Here is a 17,845-nt window from a genome sequence, read left to right on the forward strand (position 1 = left end):
ACTGACTGCGCTTGTGCGCTTGCGCTGCCGATGCCGGACGCATAGCCCATCCGCGCGGCGCCCTGAGGTGACGCGGGCACGCAGGCGAGCGCTCGTCGTTGGAGGGCGTCGGTATGTCGGCAAGCCGTAAGGACGCGGGGCGCTCGCTGTCAAAGCGTTGGCTTGTGCATTGGCGTGTCATGCGCACGGACAAGGGGACGTGGCATTTTGTTGGCCGCAGTGTAGAAGAAGACATTGGCTGCGTCAGTACGCCAATCACTGGGTACAACTTGGCGCTCCAAGGTGGTCTCACCACGAATGGCCGTTTTTATATGCTATTGGGGCCGCACGGCTATGACGACGAGGCCGATTTCGTATGGCAGTACTACAAGCGCCTTTGGGACCTGAGGGTCGTGGTCGACGTCAGTAGCGATTACGAGCCGACCGCCTCGGCGAAGCTGCGTGGTCATAAAGTGCTCGCATACGAATGGACGGGACCAAAGAGTCGACACGGATTCCTATCGCACCGGCCTTAGCAGAGACGCACGTCATCTTAGTCTTGCTGGCAATTTGTATTCGACGAGGTTTCGATATGTCAACAGACCTGGAAACAACAGTTACGCTCGAACAATGGCGTGTGCTGGAGACAGTTCGCAACACCCGGCACTTTGCGGGCCATTGCGTACAGACCAACCGAAGTGTTGTCAGCAACCCCATTGTGTCATTCGACCGCAGTACAAGAGCTGGCGTGAGCGCCTGTGGGCTTCGCTACGTGCTGTCAGGGGAACCCGGAATTGATGGTATGGGCGAGCTCGTCCAAGCGTACTCGGTCTTCGACGATAGCCTTATCGAGTCGAGGGACATCAGCAACGAGTACCTATCGCACGCACCCTGAAAGGTGTGCCGTGCATGAGGATGCCTGCTATGTTTTGCTAGCTTGGTCGCTCTTCAATGGCGTCAAGGTGGCCCAAGACGTTAGCGGTGAATATTGGGTTGCCTGCAGCCGTTGTCATTGATGGCAGATAGCGTATTCGGCCTTCTCCATCGTCTGAATGCTGGCGGTTCCGCCATGCCCATCTTGCCGACAAGGTCTGTTCACGACCAACCTGTCATTTGGCTTGAGCGGTGGCGCGTCATACAGTCGGATGGCGAACGACACTTCGTTGGATTCAGCATCGAGGACCAAGACGGCCGCGTTAGTACACCCATCGTCTCTTTCGATGCAGCCGCGCGGACAGGTGTCACTGGCAGCGGTCGCCGCTATACGCTGGTGGGTCCTCCCGAGTACGACGACGATGCCGAGTATGTGTGGGAGTGCTACTTGACCTTCTGGGGCTTCAAGGAGGCGGTCGACGTATCCGAGGAGTACGTTGGGCCGGCTGGCGAGTCGCAGGATGTGTAAGAACTGCGGCCGGCAGTTAAAGGCAGGAGGTTCCGATGCTTCGAATTTTACGCAGAATCGGCAGGTCACTGGTGCTAACGGTTCCAAAGGCGTTCGTCGAGCAAAACCGCCTAACGGAAGGCTCTCAAGTGGAGCTTCACCTCGCCGGCAGAAAGTTGACTGTCGAGGTGCCTGGCCGACCCCGCTATAAGCTGGCGGACCTCATGGCTGAAATGCCAGAGGGCCTTCCGCGTGTGAAGGGATGGGAGGAGATGCCTCCTGTTGGCGAAGAGCATGACTGATGGGCTACTGCCGGTTCGGTGGTCACCAAGTTAAGGTGGACAATGGAACCGGCAGCAACCTTGTCGCCAAGGCGGCCGAGTTCGATGGCGCGTTGCCAGCCGGAGAAGAGGGCGCACGAGGCGCGCCGGTGAGACCGCATTGCAAACTATCGAATCTCACCCCACGCGGCCGGAAATCCCGGACTCTGCCCCAAGTAGCCGCTTCCCTAGTTACCCTTGTCACCAGTTCTGCTAATAGCGGACCAAGATGAGCCCAGCCCAAGTACGCACACTTCGGGCCGTCAACGTTGCACAGGCACATTTGCCATGCAGGCCCCGTGAAGCGCTGCCATCAACTCTCCGGCTGACGCAGCGCGCGCGTACTCATCTGCACTTCCTCCGTGCGTCGACAGAGCGTACAGTCCGCTGACGATATGGAAGAGGCGTATGGGCTTGCTGCGGTGGTAGGAGGCATGCTTCAAGTCTGGTGCCGACCAACCTGACCATGAGAAGGCAAGGGTGCGTACAGGTGGGGCACTTGACACACCCTCCCGTTTCTCGAAGGTTTGATTCGATTCGGTACGAGGACGAAATCTTACCTCGAGGCCGCCGGTTTATCCGCGATGTATCACCTTTTTGGCGACATGGCTTTTGTCTGGTATTGCAATACCCCTAAATGGGGGGGGGGCTCGAGATTGCAGCCGGAAGGCCGAAGGAGCCCCAAGGAATACACTGGTAACATACGATTCATCCGTATACGGTATGGTCCAGCGGGAGATGTTGCTATGCGCTTCGTCTATTCGCACGAGTTCGGGCGGGGAATATGGAACACAGAACACTGCTTCTGGGAGGAATCGTGTTAAAGCGCATCGCCTTGCCGTCCCTTCTCTGTCTGGGACTTGTCACCGCCGTTCACGCCTCTTGCCACTCCGAGGTGACGCTCACCATCCAGTCGTCAAACTACAGTGGTCTCATCAACGTCGAGTTGCGCAATGGGCAGCGTCCTGGTTCAAAGGTTGCGGGACGAAACTCCGTGAACACCTCGGGTACCGTGGTTTTCGCAATGTTTGCCATGGGACTTACTTCTACACCTTTTCGACCCCAGATTCTGACCAAGTTAGCGTAATGCGCTACTTTGACATTATTGATGACGGCATGTAGTACAGCATGCCCCATGTCACTGTGACCTACACGCGCGCTTCTACGTCCAACTCCTCACGAGTCGGCTCTGCAAAACGAGGCGAGCTGTAATCCCGCGAATGACAGGTTAGCGCAAGGAGTTTCACGCGATGAACGAGGTAAAAGAATGTACCCAAAAATCCGTCAAGCTCCGAGCTGAGGGTCGCTTGGAGGAAGCAGTGCTCGCGGCAAGAAAGGCCACCACCATCGACGCTGAGGATGCCAACGCTTGGTGGCAGCTTGCCTTGTCGCTTAAAGCCAAAGACGGCATCTCCGCTGCCATCTCTGCACTGGGTAAGGTCACGGACTTGGCTCCCCACTTTGCCGACGGTTGGTGCGAGTACGGCTTTGCTCTACAAAAGACCGCGCGACTCGATGACGCGATTTACTCTTACGAGGTTGCTCTCGAACAGGATGCGGAGCACGTCCGCAGTTTGAGACTACTAGCCGCCGTCCTTCGGGAGAGAAATGGTGCCAATGACATCAAAAGAAGGTTAGAGGTATTGCGCAAACTACAGAAACTTGGGGGCTTGAGCCAAGATGAGCATTTTGCTTTAGCCTACACACTGACCCAACAGCGGGAGTTTCTGGATGCTGCAAAGGCTTATGAGGGCTATACCAGAGAATGGGTGGGAGCTAATGCATATTATAATCTTGCACTTACGTACCAAAATCTTGGCAGAAATGCCGATGCCATAGACGCGTATCGCATGGCAGTGGCAATTGGGTGTGCTGACGCGCAGCAACTTATTGACAAATTGCTACCGAAGCAGCTTTCCCTACGTGAGCGGATTCTTCTCAAAGGCCAACCCTATCTGAACGAAGACGATTGGTATAAGCACTACATCAATCCACTTTCCCTGCTAAATGCCGAGGATGCCTCGGAACTATACTCGAACCCTAAGGCGCTGCAAAAAGCAAAGCAAGCGTTATATCGCGAAATCGAGCTAGAAGATGGGAGGCTCGAATGGATGCCTGGCCTGGTAATCGATAAGTCGAATGCTGTTGAGATTTGCGAATCGCTAAACGCTCAAGCTCAGCGAGGCGTCCATCAGGCCATATTCGAAAACAAACTCCTTTGTGACTTCCTCACCCGTGGGCACCTTGAGCATTTCCTGGTTAAAAAGGACAACGACGAGGAACTTGAAATGCCTCACGAGGTGGATAGGCTGGTGCTCGAATCCGTCAGCCCCCCCTTTGCACAGCAGTACAACATCGTCTTGACCAAGGCCATCGAGCAAGGGGATGTTGACGTCGTAGAATGTCTATTCGATGGTCGTCGGTGGGTGTTGCCGGAAGACGAAGAGCACTGCTTCGAAGGCGCGCACCGCGCCATCGGGCGTCTCTCCGAACCACTGCAAAAGTTAGCCAAATACTCGGAGAAAGTCCTTGTCACCTTGGGCGACGTCGAAAGAGCGCTCAAAAAGGGGAACCTCGACCAGATGTTGGCGCACCTGCCTTCAGAGTTTCACGAAGCACACGAAAATATTTTCCAATTACTGCGCACATTGTCGGTCAACATCTACAACAGGATATACGATGCAGAGGCTGCCAAAGCTATTATCAATCTTGGGAGAGCCTCCGCCTCTAAATCGTCAGCTCTGGCGCACCGACTGAGGGAGGACGAAGATACTCTCAACGAAAAGATTGCGGAAGAAAGAAAAAAAGAGGCACACCTGACCTTTGGGGAAGTGAGTTTAGACATCACCAAGGCTGGGGTAACCTATGGAACAAAGAGGATGGCAGCTGCGGACATCGTCGCCGCCCGCTGGGGCATGGTCTACATAAGCAACGCGCCTCAGACTGTACGCTTTCGGATGGCATTCAAGGACAACCTGGGCACCGACATTGAGGTGTGCTGGTCCTCGGTCCAAATCAATGAGCAGCAGAGGGTCTGGAGTCAACTGGTGGATGCCGCATTCCACTACCTTATGGATGACATCATTGCCAATTTCAAGGCGCGGCTCAAGAACACTACTTCCACGAGGGTCGGAAACCTTGAGGTCAATGGTTCAGGTGTCATCTTCGAAGTTAGCGGCTGGTTCTCGAATAAGAAAGTTCTCTGCAGCTGGGAAAATCTTATCTCCAAGATTGAGAACGGCACCATCGTCCTGCGCGACATGACCAACAGCAAAGCGACCGCAACCTTGCCCCTCGAATCAACCGATAACGCGTTCATTCTGCACATTCTTGCATCCAAGAAAGAAGACTAGGCCATGGCTCATCCCGGAATTGCCGAACTGCCGAAGTTCGTTCTGCACACGCTAAACCATCTCTATGAGATTGAACGTAAGCTTGCTTTGCACGGCGACCCAGCGAGCATTCAGCGCAATGTCGAGCGCATCAAGGACACGTTTGCAAGTCAAAACGTCTTCTACGAAGACCCGATGGGGCAGCCATTCAACGAGACCAGAGCGGACCTGGAAGCCTCCATATCGGGCGAAAGCACGGAGAACTTAGTCGTCACCGAAGTCATCAAGCCTGTAATTCGCGTAGGTGACAAGAGCTTTTCGCGGGTAGTTCAAAAAGGCATCGTCGTGGTCAAGTCCAAGACAGAAGGGGCAGAGCAATGAGCAACACCATCAACTTCGGCATCGACCTGGGGACGTCTAACTCCCTCATTGCCAAGTTTGAAAAGGGACAAGTTGAAGTGTTCAAAAACCCGAGCGGCTTCAAAGAGTCGTTGCCCTCCATCGTAGGCTTTCGCAACGACCGTACCCTCATCGGCGAGCAAGCCAAGGCGTATTTGCAACGCGACTCCAAAAGCGTGGTGAGCCGCTTCAAGCGCAAGATGGGTACCTCGGAGAGCTTCCAAATCAAGTCGCTTGGCACCTCCAAGACGCCCGTTGAGCTCTCCGCCTTCGTACTCAAAGAGCTCAAAACCTTCGTTCAAACGGGTGAGGAACTCGACTCTGCGGTCATCACCATTCCTGCTTCTTTCGACACATTGCAAAGCAATGCGACAAAGGAGGCCGGCATGCTGGCGGGTTTCAAGAATGTGGTTCTGTTGCAGGAGCCTATCGCCGCAAGTCTTGCCTACGCGAATAAGGAAAAGAACATCAACTTGAAGAACAGCCAGTGGTTAGTGTACGACCTCGGTGGTGGGACGTTTGACGCAGCTCTTGTGCGCATCGTCGAAGGTGAGCTCACGGTAATGGACCATGAGGGCGACAACTACCTTGGCGGGACCGACTTTGATGCCCTGCTCATCGAGAAGCTGGTCGTCCCAGAACTCACCCGCCGCGGCAAGTTCGAAGACCTGCTGGGGCAAATGAAGAGCCAGAGCGGGCGCTACAACCAACTTTGGTACACCTTGCTGAGCAAGGCGGAAGAAGCGAAGGTCGACCTCTCCGCGAAAACTTCAACTGAAATCGACTTGGGCACCATCAATGTTGAAGATGACGATGGAAACACCATCGACGCCATTATCACCGTCACTCGCAGCGACTTCGAAGCCGTCATCAAGGATATGGTTGAGGGCACCATCGAGATGGTGAGGAAAATCCTCACTCGCAACTCGTTGCAGCCGAGTGATTTGAAGTTCATCTTGATGGTCGGTGGTTCCACCTACATCCCATACGTGCGCAAACGCGTGCAGGAAGTCATGGGCATCAGCGTGAACACAAGCATCGACCCGACCAACGCAATTGCTGTTGGCGCGGCGTACTTTGCAGGCTCCAAGGAGAAGACGCAAGCGGACGAGGGGAAAGTCAAGAATTCGAACTCTCCCCTGAAAATTCGTACCGCTTACAACAAGACCTCACAGGACCTAGAAGAGCCCTTTACTGCCAAAATCGATGGCGTCACCGAAGGCATGCACTACCGCATCGTTTCCGACGATGGCTCCTTCGATAGCGGCTTGAAGAAGCTTGGCGCGCGGGTGCTCGAAGACCTGCCTTTGCGCGAAGGCGCCTACAACCTATTTGCTTTCAAGATTTTTGATGCGCAGGGCTCCCCTGTTCCTCTCGACGTGGGGGCAATTCAAATCGCTCAGGGACGCTACAGCATTGCAGGGCAGATGCTTCCCGAAGACATCTGCCTGGTTATCGATAACGTATCCGCTAACGATACTCGCCTCGTTCCGCTCTTCAACAAGAACGTGGTGCTGCCGGCCCAGACAAAAAAGACCCAGGAAGTCGGGCGCACAATTATAAGGGGTTCCACTGACGAAATTCGCATCATGGTAGTTGAAGGCCCATCCAACCGCCATTGTTCCACAAACAAGCCTCTCGGCATGCTGCTTATCACCGGCAAGCAAATCGCTCGTGACCTTATCAAAGGCACGGAGGTGGACCTGAAAATCTCCATGTCCGAGTCGCGCGACTTGACCGTGAGCGCGTACCTCAACGGTACGGACCAAGAGTTTTCGCAGGTATTCAATCCAAAAAGCCGCAACGTCTCCACTGCCGTGTTGGCGAGCGAGACCCTACAACTGGAAATCAAGTTGCAGGAGGAAATCGAGGACGCCCAGAAGAACGGCCAGCGAGACCTTGTCACAGGTCTAGAGAGGGCGCTCGCTAGTGTACAAAACCTTATGGAAGAAGTCGTCGACCTCACGGACGACGATGTAACAGACAAGAAATACCAACTCGATAATAAGAAGCGCGAACTCGCTCGCGAGATGTACGAACTCACTTCCGGTAAACGCATCGAACTCGTTCGCAGGGAGTATCTGATGGCCAAGTCGGAGTGCGCGCAGCTTGTCAATGAGTCGGGGAACGACCGCGAGCGTAACCAACTCAAAGACATTATTAGTCGTGAACAAACATTCATCAACTCAAACAACCCAGAGAAGCTTCAGGCAGAAGTCTCAAGCCTAAAGCAGATTCAGTGGGCAATTTTGGTGCGGGTTCCGGATTTTCTCAAAGGCATGTTCAACCATTTGAATGAGAAACGTCCTGCGATGAACGACCAGATTCAGGCGACGCAACTGGCCGAGAGCGGCAAGCGCGCCATTGCTCGCGAAGACTGGGACGAACTACGCCAAATCATGGGGCGACTTTGGGACTTAGTGCCTGCCGAACACCAAGACACTGAAGATATACGCATGTTCACAGGGTTGGTCTGACAAGACGAGACTGGGCTCTTGCCTACTTGAGGGCTCAGCTTGCTTTAACTCTTGGCCAGACGTTGACGAGGGCTATCTGGCCTCTGTGCTTTCTGGACTGCTTCGAGCGCAACCTAAACATCATTAGCTGGCCTATGGGCACCTTTGAGCTATGCCAAGTTGGTGGTCGAAGGGTTGGGAGTAACTCTGTCGCGGCGTGGCAACCCTAATTGCATCTTTATGCCTGAGTCGCTTGTGCTGGGGATACTCCTCGGGGTTGGCGCGCTTACAACCCTTGTGGTGCTCCGTAAGCGATACAATTTAATTGTTCGAAGTCATCGGCTAACTCGAGTTCTCCTTCCCGGCATGCTCCCGTTCGCCAGCTCAACATGACTGCCCAGCTTCAAACGGCTGCGTGTCGCCGGAAGATTGTCCGTCAAGGCAGTTTCCTCCTGGCTGCGCTCCGTGATGAAGGCGAGAGAGTCGTCAACGCCTACCCTATGGCGGGATGGTTCCGCAACGCGGGCGATTCGACAATCAAACCGTATCGGTGAGGCGGACGACGAGCTGCGTCAGAGCACCAAAATAACAACCACGGGACAGGGTTCATGAGCACACTGCCTGCCGCATATGTCCGCAGTCTTCAGGCCGCCGCCAACAGCGTCGTCACTGTCTTTCTGTGTCTTGTCTCGTTTTCCGCTTCGGTGTACGCGCCGGAGGCCTAGATGCCAATGGGTGTCACCACCAATCGAAAGACGGATGACTACCACTGTCACCGCGGCGGTGGGAGCGCGAATCTCGTCGCTCCTGATGCTTCTCGCACACCTCCAAGCCGAGCGGCGAATGCCTTGGCTGCGCCTCGCACGACGGGGTCAGGGCAAGCGTGCTACAGGACCTCGTGGAGGTACGTACACGATTACAGCGAGCAGTCGTAAGAACTATGGTAGCTGCTAGTCGGACTGCCGTGTTCACGAAACGCTGAAATGGTCGGCGGACTGGACCTGCATTCATCGCGCGCTGAAGCCATTCTGTAGGTCGCCGTAGCCATCCCACGTAAGGCCCTCTGCGTCTCTGTAGCGAACGCAGGCTACAGCCTCCGGATTGGTGGGCGAGGGCCTTTCTGAGAAACTCTTCGGCAACATCTTGGACACCTGCGAGGACCCCGTGGGGTGGGTGGGGCTCTCACGATTTGAGCGGTTTCGGTGCTTTGTCAAGGCACGCAACGTTGAAAATTGGATGGCTATCGACCGGGCCGACGACGATTGGTCAGAGTCCGCTGCCTGCGAACCAGTTGGTGAGGCTTCCACTGGACCTGCTCGGGCCTTTGAGGTGGCACGATAAGACATCTGGCGTCGGTCGTGAGGCAACCGGGAGCGGGCGGCTTGGTGCCGATTTCGGCACATAACGAAGAACGTTATCTCCAGTTATCCAGATTCGGATAATTATCCCCCCGATATAACGCGGTATAGGGGGCAGAGACCCCTTGCTGGGCCGGCCATTCCGGCAGGCGCTCGCACGTTGGCACGCTCCGACGCTGAGTCGTCGCTGACAACATTATCGCTCGGCATATGTCTCTGATTTGGTAGGGAGATGACAAAGCGGACCAGGCAGCCCAGGTGTCGGCCGAGCAGAACGCCTGCCCGATGACAAAGAGGCGTCTGCATGCCTTGCCTAGGGGGGCGGAAGCCCAGCATTCCCGAGACGAAACTTCAGTACTGACTTAATAGTGATTCAGCATGTTGGATTTGCGAAAGTAGCAAAATTGTTGGTGAACAATGTAGGATAAGAAATGACCGCTTAAGGAATGGAGACATCATGGCAACCTACAAACAGCTCATGGCAGAAAAGGAAGCGCTCGAGGCCCAGCTCGCGGAAGTTCGCGCAACTGAAGTTGCTGGCGTCATCGAGACAATCCGGAGCTTGATGGCGGAGTATGAACTGACCGTCGATGACATTGCCACCAAGCGTCGCCGTGGACGACCGGTTGGTGTCGGCAAGGCGAACGCTGCGCCGAAGGCGAAGCCCGGGCTGCCGCCGAAATACATGGACCCGAAGACCGGTGCGACCTGGTCAGGACGCGGTCGCGCGCCGGCATGGCTTGGCAAAAATCGGTCGAAGTTTCTGATTCCAGAGGCCTGAGAGGCAGCGCACAGCCTGCACACTGAGAGGCTCTTTTGGCCTGCAATTCGAGGTTTCGGCGGGGCCGCTTCAGGCCACGCAAGCCATGAGGCTATGACGAACTCTAATGGCTCGTTCTCCAGCAACCGCGACAAAGGCCTGCCACGTGCTGGGGACCGTAGGAGTTCGGAGGGTGCGAGCCACGAAAAGGCCCATGCGAACCGCATGCATCACAACGGCAATCACGCGCAGAAGAACTGAAAGTGGGTAGGCGTAACCAAGAGTCAGAGCCCATTTGAGCGTTCCGGGACTGGTTGGATTCATCGCTGACCAAGCCCCGGAACGCAATATGCAAGTGTCGCGGTCGACCGCGTACCTGGCAGACGGCCGTGTTGACGCCGTGACACAACTGTTGCTTTCCGGTATTCCTCCGGGAATCTAACGCTCACTCGATAGTGATGTGTCGCTGGCGGACCAATCCCGCCCAGCGTGTGCTCTCCCTCTGAATGGTGGCAGCAAGCTGTTCTGGTGTACCCCCGGCGGCCTCCATACCGAGTCCGGCAAGTTTTTCCCTCAGCGTGGGTTCAGCCAGCACCGTATCCGCGTGCTTGCTGAGGTATTGCAACACGTCTTTGGGAGTGCTCGCCGGCGCCATCAGCGCATACCATGACACCGCTTCGAACTTGGGAAAGCCCTGCTCAGCGATGGTGGGGACGTCGGGCAACACGGATGAGCGCTTAGAACTTGCCACGCCCAACGCGTGCAACTTCCCGCTCTTTATATAGGGGAGGGCGGCAGACAGTTGGGCGAACATCATCGTCACCTGGCCGCCGACCAGGTCGGTCATGGCAGGGCTGACACCCCTGTAGGGAACATGGACTAGCTTGATATTCGCATCCCGCTGCAGCAATTCACCCGCCATATGTGCCTGGCTGCCGGCGCCAGGCGAGGCAAAAGTCAGTTGTCCGGGCTTCTGTGCCGCCAAGCGAAGCAGGTCAGCTAACGACTTCACGGGGGTGGCGGCATTTACCACCAGTACGTTCTCCGATGTGGCAAGCATGGTTACCGGCGCGAGGTCGGCGGGCTTGTACGGCAAGTTGGGCATCAGGGCTGGATTAACAGCGATGTTGCCCACGGGGACGATGGCGAGCGTATATCCATCAGGCGCGGCTTTCGCTACCACGTCAACACCGATAGTGCCCGCTGCACCCGCCTTATTGTCGACAAGCACGGCTTGGCCAATAGCCTTGGAGATGCCCTCACCAACGACTCGAGCAAGCGCGTCGGCAGGACCACCGGCTGCGAATGGCACGACCACGCGTACCGGCTTGGTCGGATAGCTGTGAGTTGCTCCCTGTGCAGCGGCGAGCCAAGGCATGCAGGCAAGTGCGCATGCGAGCAGCCAACGCTTGGTGAGATTGTCGATGATTGGATTGCTGACTAGGTTCATTGCAAAGTCCTTCTCAGTTTGTCGCGTACGAAGGTGTGGGTATGAGTCTCGACACCCGGGGTACGCTATCGACGTTGTAGCGGTTTGCTTCTGCCGTGTTTCTTCGGATTAGCTAGCAATCTCGGCCTCTGTAAGGGAAAAGCGAGCTCGGTCCGCTTCCTGTGCGAGTGCAGGTAGGCATGCATAGTCCGATGGTTGCACGGCCACAAAGTGCGACAAGCCAAGGAACTCCATTAGCGCAGTCTGCATGTCGGTGATGATGTATCTCCAGCAGTGAATCTCGGATGCGGTTGCACAAATCTGCGTCGACCTGTGCAGACGCAATCAATGGCGGAATTGGTAAGGCCTGGGTTTGTGCCAGCGTTCTAACTTGCGCGGTCACTTCGGGCGCGTGGCGACGCAGCAAGTCCAATACATAGCTATCGACCACGCCAACGTCGGCCTGACCGCCTATCACCGCCTCAATGGTTTCCCGAGGCGTTGGGGTCATTCTGGCGGCCGGCCGATAGAGGGTGGGCGTGCCGGACGCTGCCCGCTGCATCAGGAAATGTCTTGGGGCGTTGTAGCCAGAGTTTGACTCGGGCAACATGCACGCGAGCCTGCTGCCAAAGGTCTGCTCGAGCGATTGCGCGGGCGAGTCCGTGCGCACAATGAATTCCGTGAAGTAGACCGAACGGTTCTGGTACCGCTGCGCCGCAGGTACTGGTGCTGCAAGCAACTGTCGCCCTGCTGTTGCGCTGGCGTACGGGTAGCCGCACATGAAGACGCAACCGCAGTCAGGCCGCGCCCATAGCACGCTAACTGGCGCGGGGGCGGCGTGCTCGACGTACTCCAACTCAACTCCGGCGTGCTCCGCCACACGGTTGAACAGTGCTTCCCAGGCCTGCGCCACTGGCGCAGAGACGGCGTACATGCGTGCGCTGGATATCATGCGTAGACCAGCCTCTGTCCCAGTCCGCGCAGCTCGGCCTTCTTCAGGATGGCATGACCCAGTGCGATATCACTGAGCGACAGACCCCGATGCCAGAACAGGTTAGTCTCGTCGTCGCTCTGCCGGCCCGGTTTGCGCCCAGCCACGATTTCGCCGAGTTCCGCATAGAGCGTTTGCGCAGAAAGCTTGCCGGCTTCAACGTGTGCGCGCAGCGAGCCGAACTTGCCCTCCTTGCACTGGCCCCAGTCGTCCACGACGACTTTGGTCATGATGTCAGTTAGTGACAGTTCAACCGCGCTCATGGTGCCGTAAGGCACAACGAAGGCGCCTGGCTTGACCCACTTCGTTTTCAGCAATGGCGTGGGACTCTCCAGGCGCGAAGCTTCCACCACAATATCGGCATCGCGCACGCACGACTCCCAGTCCTCGGTCACTACGATGCGCTTGCCCAGGTCCCGTTCAAGGCGTGCTGCAAATGCACTACGGCTCTCCGGCCGCCGCGAATGCACACGGATTTCGTCAAAGTCGAACAATCTATCCAGCAGCCTGATGTTCCAGTACGAGGTGCCGCGCGCGCCGATGTGAGCAAGCACCTTGCTGTTACGTCGCGCCAGATGTTTGGCACCAAGGGCGGTCAGCGCGCCAGTCCGTGCATCAGTGATGAAGGTGGCATCAATCATCGCCACAGGCACACCGGTGCGCGGATTAAACAGATTCAACATTGCCATCTCCGACGGAAGGCCATGTTTGTAGTTGTCGACGAAGTCACCCACGACTTTTACACCGGCTAGGTCCAGCGGAGCGACATATCCACGCAGCACGTTGAAGTGGCCATTGAATGCAGGGTCAGGCATCAAGTGCACCCGCGGCTCGATTACGGTTTGGCCGTTTCCTTGTGCCACCAACGCCTGCTCGACTGCCTCCAAGATTTCTTCGTCAGTCATTCCCAGCTGGGCGATGTCTTTGCCGTTGATGTATGTGAGATGGATGTCGCTCATATGGTCTCCTGTTTGTCCGTAAATTTTCTGCTTGCTACTGGCGCGATGCGTACGGCCTCGCGGGCTATGAATCCGATGGCGGCACCCAGCGTGTTGACGCGCTTCGCCCCGGTGCACCGAGTACTCCCTCGCTTAACGACGCCACCTTGAAGGGGTACCGATAGCGCTCAGTGTAGGTGCGGGGGAGTTAACTGTCGTATGCTTATATATTGGCAACCATTAACATTGTGTTAATGCTATGAAAATGAACCTCCGCCAAATCGAGGTGTTCCGTGCAGTGATGCTGACGGGGTCGATTAGTGGTGCATCGAAGTTGCTCTACGTTTCGCAACCTGCCATCAGCCGGCTACTGGCGCACACAGAGCAGAGACTTGGCTTGATGCTGTTCTTGCGAAGCAAGGGTCGGCTGCATCCGACGCCGGAGGCACGCCGACTGCTGAGCGAAGTGAATGCTGTCTACGAGGGAGTGGAGCGCGTCAACGAGATTGCTGAAGATTTGGCCTCCAACAGGACCGGAACCCTCCGCATTTCGTGCAGCCCGAACCTGGGCCAGACGGTGCTGCCCCGTGCCATCGCCGCCTTCCGCAAGGGGCATCCCGCAGTGCGCGTTGTCGTACGCACGCAGATTCCTAGCAACATGCTGCGTGCGCTGCTTTCCGGGCAGGTTGATACAGCCGTGTCGAACATGCCGCTAGTGCATCCGAATCTGGAGTCCCGACTGTTGGTGAAGAACCCCATCGTGGCGCTAATCCCGACGGGGCATCGGCTCAGCACTCGCGCCTGGGTACGCCCATCCGATTTGGTCGGGGAGGACCTGATTGGCTATGGACAAGATGTGCCGTTCGGACTGCTAGTGCATGAGGTATTCGGCAGGGACGGGGCGCAGCCCGATATGCGGGTACAGGTTGAGCAGGCGCACGTGGCTAGAGCACTGGCGCAAGCTGGCGCAGGCATTGCGTTGGTCGACGCCATGACTGTGTTCGGGCAGAGGTGGCCGGATATTGTCGCGGTGCCGGTACGCACCAAGGTAAATGCCTCGGTGCACATCTTTCATCTCCAGACTGAGCCGCTATCTCGGCTTTCACTCGCGTTTATCGACACGCTGAGGGAAATCGCAGAGGTTGGTTAGTGGGCTTATGGCCGCAAATTGTGTAAGTCAGGGGCGAGGGAGCCGACTCAGGCCACGCAGGCCATGAGCCTATGACGAACTCCAATGGCTTATTTTCCAGCGACCACGACAAAGGGCCTACAACGTGTTGGGGACCGGAGGAGTTCGGAGGGCGCGAGCCAGGAAAGGGCGCGTAGACACGCCGTCGGGTCTGAGCTTTTTTGTGACGAGCCACATTGTGTGCGAGATGGTATGGGTGGGTGAGGGTCGATGCATCACACTAGTTACCTATGCCGACCCCGCGGATAGCCAAGTTTCGGCCGGAAGTAGACGGAAACTCATATAGTCGCCACCGCCGCGAGCGTTGCTTTGCCCATCACCCCCGCAGGGCACGAATGAAGCCGGGCAAGCGTATCCAAGCAAACTCTGCGTGGGCCGGAGCTGTCTAGAACGAGTAGTTAACCGCTGACAGCACGGAGAGACCCAGACGCCTCTGAACAACTGGGCTTCTAGCAGCATCGCCAACGAGGCTGGTCACAAAAACGGCGCTGGTAACGGCCCAGTTGGGCGAAACCTTGTGCGTCCAAAGGAGATTCGAGTCTGCACCATATATGCCTGCGCCGTTCGAGTATTCAGGGAAGCCGGAGGCGAACGCCTGAGTGCCAGTTACCCCAAAGAATGTCTGGTTGTACTTGTGGGTTCCAGCAAGCACACCGACGTTCAATGACACAACGTCCTGGCTAGTCCTGATAAAGCTGTACTCGATTGCTGTGCGAGTGGTGATGCCTCGTTCGCGGTGCGTGAGCGGCACTCTCAAGGTCGATGTGAGTGAAAGCTGTGGCGTTAGAAGATAGCCCAGTCGGAAGACACTGACAACGGAGCCTTTGACGTCACCCATCCCGTGCAGATGGTCCGAGCCCTGCAGACCAGTCCGGTTCTCGTCAGTTCGTCCCGGGTCGTATGTCAGCGCAGCGCTGCCGAAGATGCCGCTGGACGAAGTGAAACGGGCACCGATACCTTCAGTTGCGGTTGCAAAGAGCCCGTTCGGCGACGCCACTCCGAAGACCGGAAGCGCGACAGCGTGATAGTCCTTGCTTCCCAGATATCGCGGTCCGGCACCAACAGCGATGCCCAAGCTGTAAGACGTGGCAGAAGCTGAGGGTTGTCTCCAAGTCTGATTGTCTACGGTGGATGCGGCAGCAAAGCCGAAGGTGCAGCTGCCGAGGAGTGCTAGAAGCTTGCGCATTTAATGTACAGGCGGATTGATACGACAGCCGACTATACGAATGAAGCCTCTCGAAGTTGGTCATGAATTTGTGGAGATTTGTCTCCAGTTGTCAAACCTGGGCGCGCTAGCCGTCCGCACGCGCTTTTGGGACGCAGACTACAAAGCGAGCTCCTCCCAATGTAGAGGACCGCTCGCATAGCGCTGAGCCATCGTGTGCTCTTGCGACCTGCATGACAATAGAGAGACCGAGTCCGTGGCCGCCAGTACGCCTGTCGCGACTTCGGTCAAGGCGCTGAAAGGGCTGGAAAACAAGCTCCCGCTGACTTGAGGGGACTCCTGGGCCATCATCGTCGACGGAGACGATGACATGGCTGTGCGTTCCATGCGCGGAGATGGTTACCTTGCTGCTGGCGTAGCGAATTGCATTCTGTAGGAGATTTGTAAGCGCGCGCCCAATGGCTGCCGGTTCACCGTCCAGGTCTAGAGCGCCATCGAACTCTGCAGTAACCACAATGACGGCCCCAGTGGCTGCAGCTCTCGTTTGCTCAATCGCTGTTGCGATGATGGCTTTCATATCAAACGGCGACCGTGTTGAGCCTGGCAACAGGTGCTCGAAGCGGCGAAGTTCAAGTATCTCGGCTACGAGCGATTCCAGTTCCTTGATGTCGTCAGCGATTGCGTCCGCTCGCGCGCGGACTTCCTTTGAGTTAGTGGATGATTTCAGTAGCTCTAGTTCGAAGGCCACGCGAGAAATTGGAGTGCGAAGCTCATGCGACACAGCGTTCATAAGATGCTTCTGCTCTTCAAAGTACAGTTGGATGCGCTCGGCCATCTGATTGAATCGCTGGGCAAGGCCTGAGACGTACGACGTCCGAGGGAGCTGCGAGCGAGCGGAGAGGTCACCATTCCCGAACTCCTCAGCAACCGAACTTAGCGAATCCAGTTCCGCCCAATGGCGACGTACCCATAGCAAGCTGGCGGCAAGAACGAGCGCCGCCAGGGCGGCATAGGCAGTGTAGAAAACCCCCTGCGTACTGAACTTGGTTCTATGAATGTGAGCCGCAAGATTTGTCGAACCAAGACGCAGGTAGAACGAGTCGCCGTCAGCCGCGAAGATTGGTAGGCCATTGAGCAAATCTGCGACGTCCTGGCTGTCTGTGACGCCCGTAGGAGGAATCGATACGAGCTGGATGTTGTTTCGACTCCGCAGGTTCAAGCTTTCAACAACACGCGGCCACTCAGCGTACGGACGAGAAAGTATGCGTTGAGAGAGTAGTTCAGCGTACCCTTGGATGGTTTCACGCTGCATCTGGGTGTACTGACTATGGAAGACCCGCGGGAGGCCGAAATCCACCAACGCGATGGCGGAATAGGTTGCAAGCAGGACGAAGATGTACAGTCGGACCAGGAATCGGCGCATGGCCTGCTACCAGGCTGAAGGGCTCAGCAGATATCCTTGCCCCCAGATTGTCTTGATGCGCTCCGGCTCATCTAATGAATCTTCGAAGTGTTTTCGGAGCCTATGGACGTAGTTGTCAACGGAGCGGTCAAAGCCGTCAAAGCCAAAGCCGCGTAGTTCCTTGAGAATAAGGTCTCGGTTTAGTACGGTTCCTGCTCGGCGCGCGAGCACAAGAAGCAGGTTGAACTCCTTGGTGCGAAGCGGGACCGTCTCCCCTCGCCAGGTGACACGGCGGTCATTAATATGAATCTCCAGACCACCAATCTTCAAGCTATCCTGGCCAATGAGAAGATTCTGTTCGCTACGTCTGAGTAGCGCTCGGACCCGAGCCAGTAGGACGCGCGGAGCCACTGGCTTGGCTACGAAGTCATCTGCGCCTAACTCCAAACCGACAATCTGGTCGTAAGGGTCCTTGCGCGCTGTTAGCATGAGAATAGGAACCGAGGAAATCTGCTTCAAGCGAAGGCAGATTTCCATTCCGTCCAGGCCGGGGAGCATCAGGTCAAGCATCACCAACTCTGGCTTTGACTTCTGATACGCTGTTACGGCTTCGTCCCCACGACTACAGGTGGTCGTGTCAAAGTCAAAATCTCGCAGATACTCAGAGATTAGCTTCGCGAGCCTATCGTCGTCCTCGACGAGCAGAAGCTTGCGCTTCGGGCTGTTCATCTCCCAATCCATCGTCT

General features: G+C 56.4%; 13 protein-coding genes. 7 read left to right on the forward strand and 6 right to left on the reverse strand.

From position 1 onward, the window contains the following. Positions 1–1,249: 1,249 nt before the first annotated feature. The 6 genes from AC1Z3O_RS24500 (at position 1,250) to AC1Z3O_RS24525 (ending at position 10,006) form a co-directional block, all read left to right on the forward strand. Entirely contained in the window at positions 1,250–1,381 is a 132-nt protein-coding gene (locus AC1Z3O_RS24500; RefSeq protein ID WP_483518455.1) for a hypothetical protein, read from the forward strand. A 35-nt stretch (positions 1,382–1,416) separates the two neighbouring features. Continuing rightward, a complete protein-coding gene (locus AC1Z3O_RS24505; RefSeq protein ID WP_483518456.1) occupies positions 1,417–1,662 on the forward strand; it encodes an AbrB/MazE/SpoVT family DNA-binding domain-containing protein in 246 nt (81 codons plus the stop codon). 1,268 nt (positions 1,663–2,930) lie between these two features. Then, positions 2,931–5,033 (forward strand): tetratricopeptide repeat protein, encoded by a 2,103-nt coding sequence (locus AC1Z3O_RS24510; RefSeq protein ID WP_483518457.1) that lies wholly within the window; start codon positions 2,931–2,933, stop codon positions 5,031–5,033. Positions 5,034–5,036: 3 nt separating this feature from the next. Then, entirely contained in the window at positions 5,037–5,393 is a 357-nt protein-coding gene (locus AC1Z3O_RS24515; RefSeq protein ID WP_483518458.1) for a hypothetical protein, read from the forward strand. After that, the gene (locus AC1Z3O_RS24520) at positions 5,390–7,888 is read left to right on the forward strand and encodes an Hsp70 family protein (RefSeq protein ID WP_483518459.1); all 2,499 of its coding nucleotides are present in this window, start codon (positions 5,390–5,392) and stop codon (positions 7,886–7,888) included. Before AC1Z3O_RS24515 ends, AC1Z3O_RS24520 begins: the two co-directional genes overlap by 4 nt. Before the next feature lie 1,794 nt (positions 7,889–9,682). Then, entirely contained in the window at positions 9,683–10,006 is a 324-nt protein-coding gene (locus AC1Z3O_RS24525; protein WP_483518460.1) for an H-NS histone family protein, read from the forward strand. Positions 10,007–10,430: 424 nt separating this feature from the next. Here the strand turns inward: AC1Z3O_RS24525 and AC1Z3O_RS24530 are convergent, their stop codons facing one another. From AC1Z3O_RS24530 to AC1Z3O_RS24540, 3 genes are all read right to left on the reverse strand, one after another. Further along, positions 10,431–11,435 carry a Bug family tripartite tricarboxylate transporter substrate binding protein gene (locus AC1Z3O_RS24530; protein WP_483518461.1) on the reverse strand — a complete coding sequence of 335 codons (1,005 nt, stop codon included), beginning with the start codon at positions 11,433–11,435 and terminating at the stop codon, positions 10,431–10,433. A 112-nt stretch (positions 11,436–11,547) separates the two neighbouring features. Then, entirely contained in the window at positions 11,548–12,366 is an 819-nt protein-coding gene (locus tag AC1Z3O_RS24535; RefSeq protein WP_483518462.1) for a phosphate/phosphite/phosphonate ABC transporter substrate-binding protein, read from the reverse strand. Then, a complete protein-coding gene (locus AC1Z3O_RS24540) occupies positions 12,363–13,364 on the reverse strand; it encodes an ornithine cyclodeaminase family protein (protein WP_483518463.1) in 1,002 nt (333 codons plus the stop codon). Before AC1Z3O_RS24540 ends, AC1Z3O_RS24535 begins: the two co-directional genes overlap by 4 nt. Before the next feature lie 238 nt (positions 13,365–13,602). Between AC1Z3O_RS24540 and AC1Z3O_RS24545 the strand changes: the two genes are divergently transcribed. Further along, the gene (locus AC1Z3O_RS24545; RefSeq protein ID WP_483518464.1) at positions 13,603–14,493 is read left to right on the forward strand and encodes a LysR family transcriptional regulator; all 891 of its coding nucleotides are present in this window, start codon (positions 13,603–13,605) and stop codon (positions 14,491–14,493) included. A 424-nt stretch (positions 14,494–14,917) separates the two neighbouring features. Here AC1Z3O_RS24545 and AC1Z3O_RS24550 read toward each other — a convergent pair whose 3' ends face one another. The 3 genes from AC1Z3O_RS24550 to AC1Z3O_RS24560 all read right to left on the reverse strand — a co-directional run bounded on the left by AC1Z3O_RS24550 (position 14,918) and on the right by AC1Z3O_RS24560 (position 17,828). After that, complete coding sequence (locus AC1Z3O_RS24550; protein ID WP_483518465.1) at positions 14,918–15,718, reverse strand: MipA/OmpV family protein; 801 nt, start codon at positions 15,716–15,718, stop codon at positions 14,918–14,920. A gap of 106 nt (positions 15,719–15,824) precedes the next feature. Continuing rightward, on the reverse strand, positions 15,825–17,120 hold the full coding sequence (locus tag AC1Z3O_RS24555) for an ATP-binding protein (protein ID WP_483518466.1): 1,296 nt from the start codon (positions 17,118–17,120) through the stop codon (positions 15,825–15,827). A 6-nt stretch (positions 17,121–17,126) separates the two neighbouring features. After that, positions 17,127–17,828: a response regulator gene (locus tag AC1Z3O_RS24560; RefSeq protein ID WP_483518467.1), complete on the reverse strand. Its 702-nt coding sequence runs from the start codon at positions 17,826–17,828 to the stop codon at positions 17,127–17,129. Positions 17,829–17,845 lie beyond the last annotated feature (17 nt).

Source organism: Cupriavidus sp. 09_S30 (assembly GCF_056930435.1).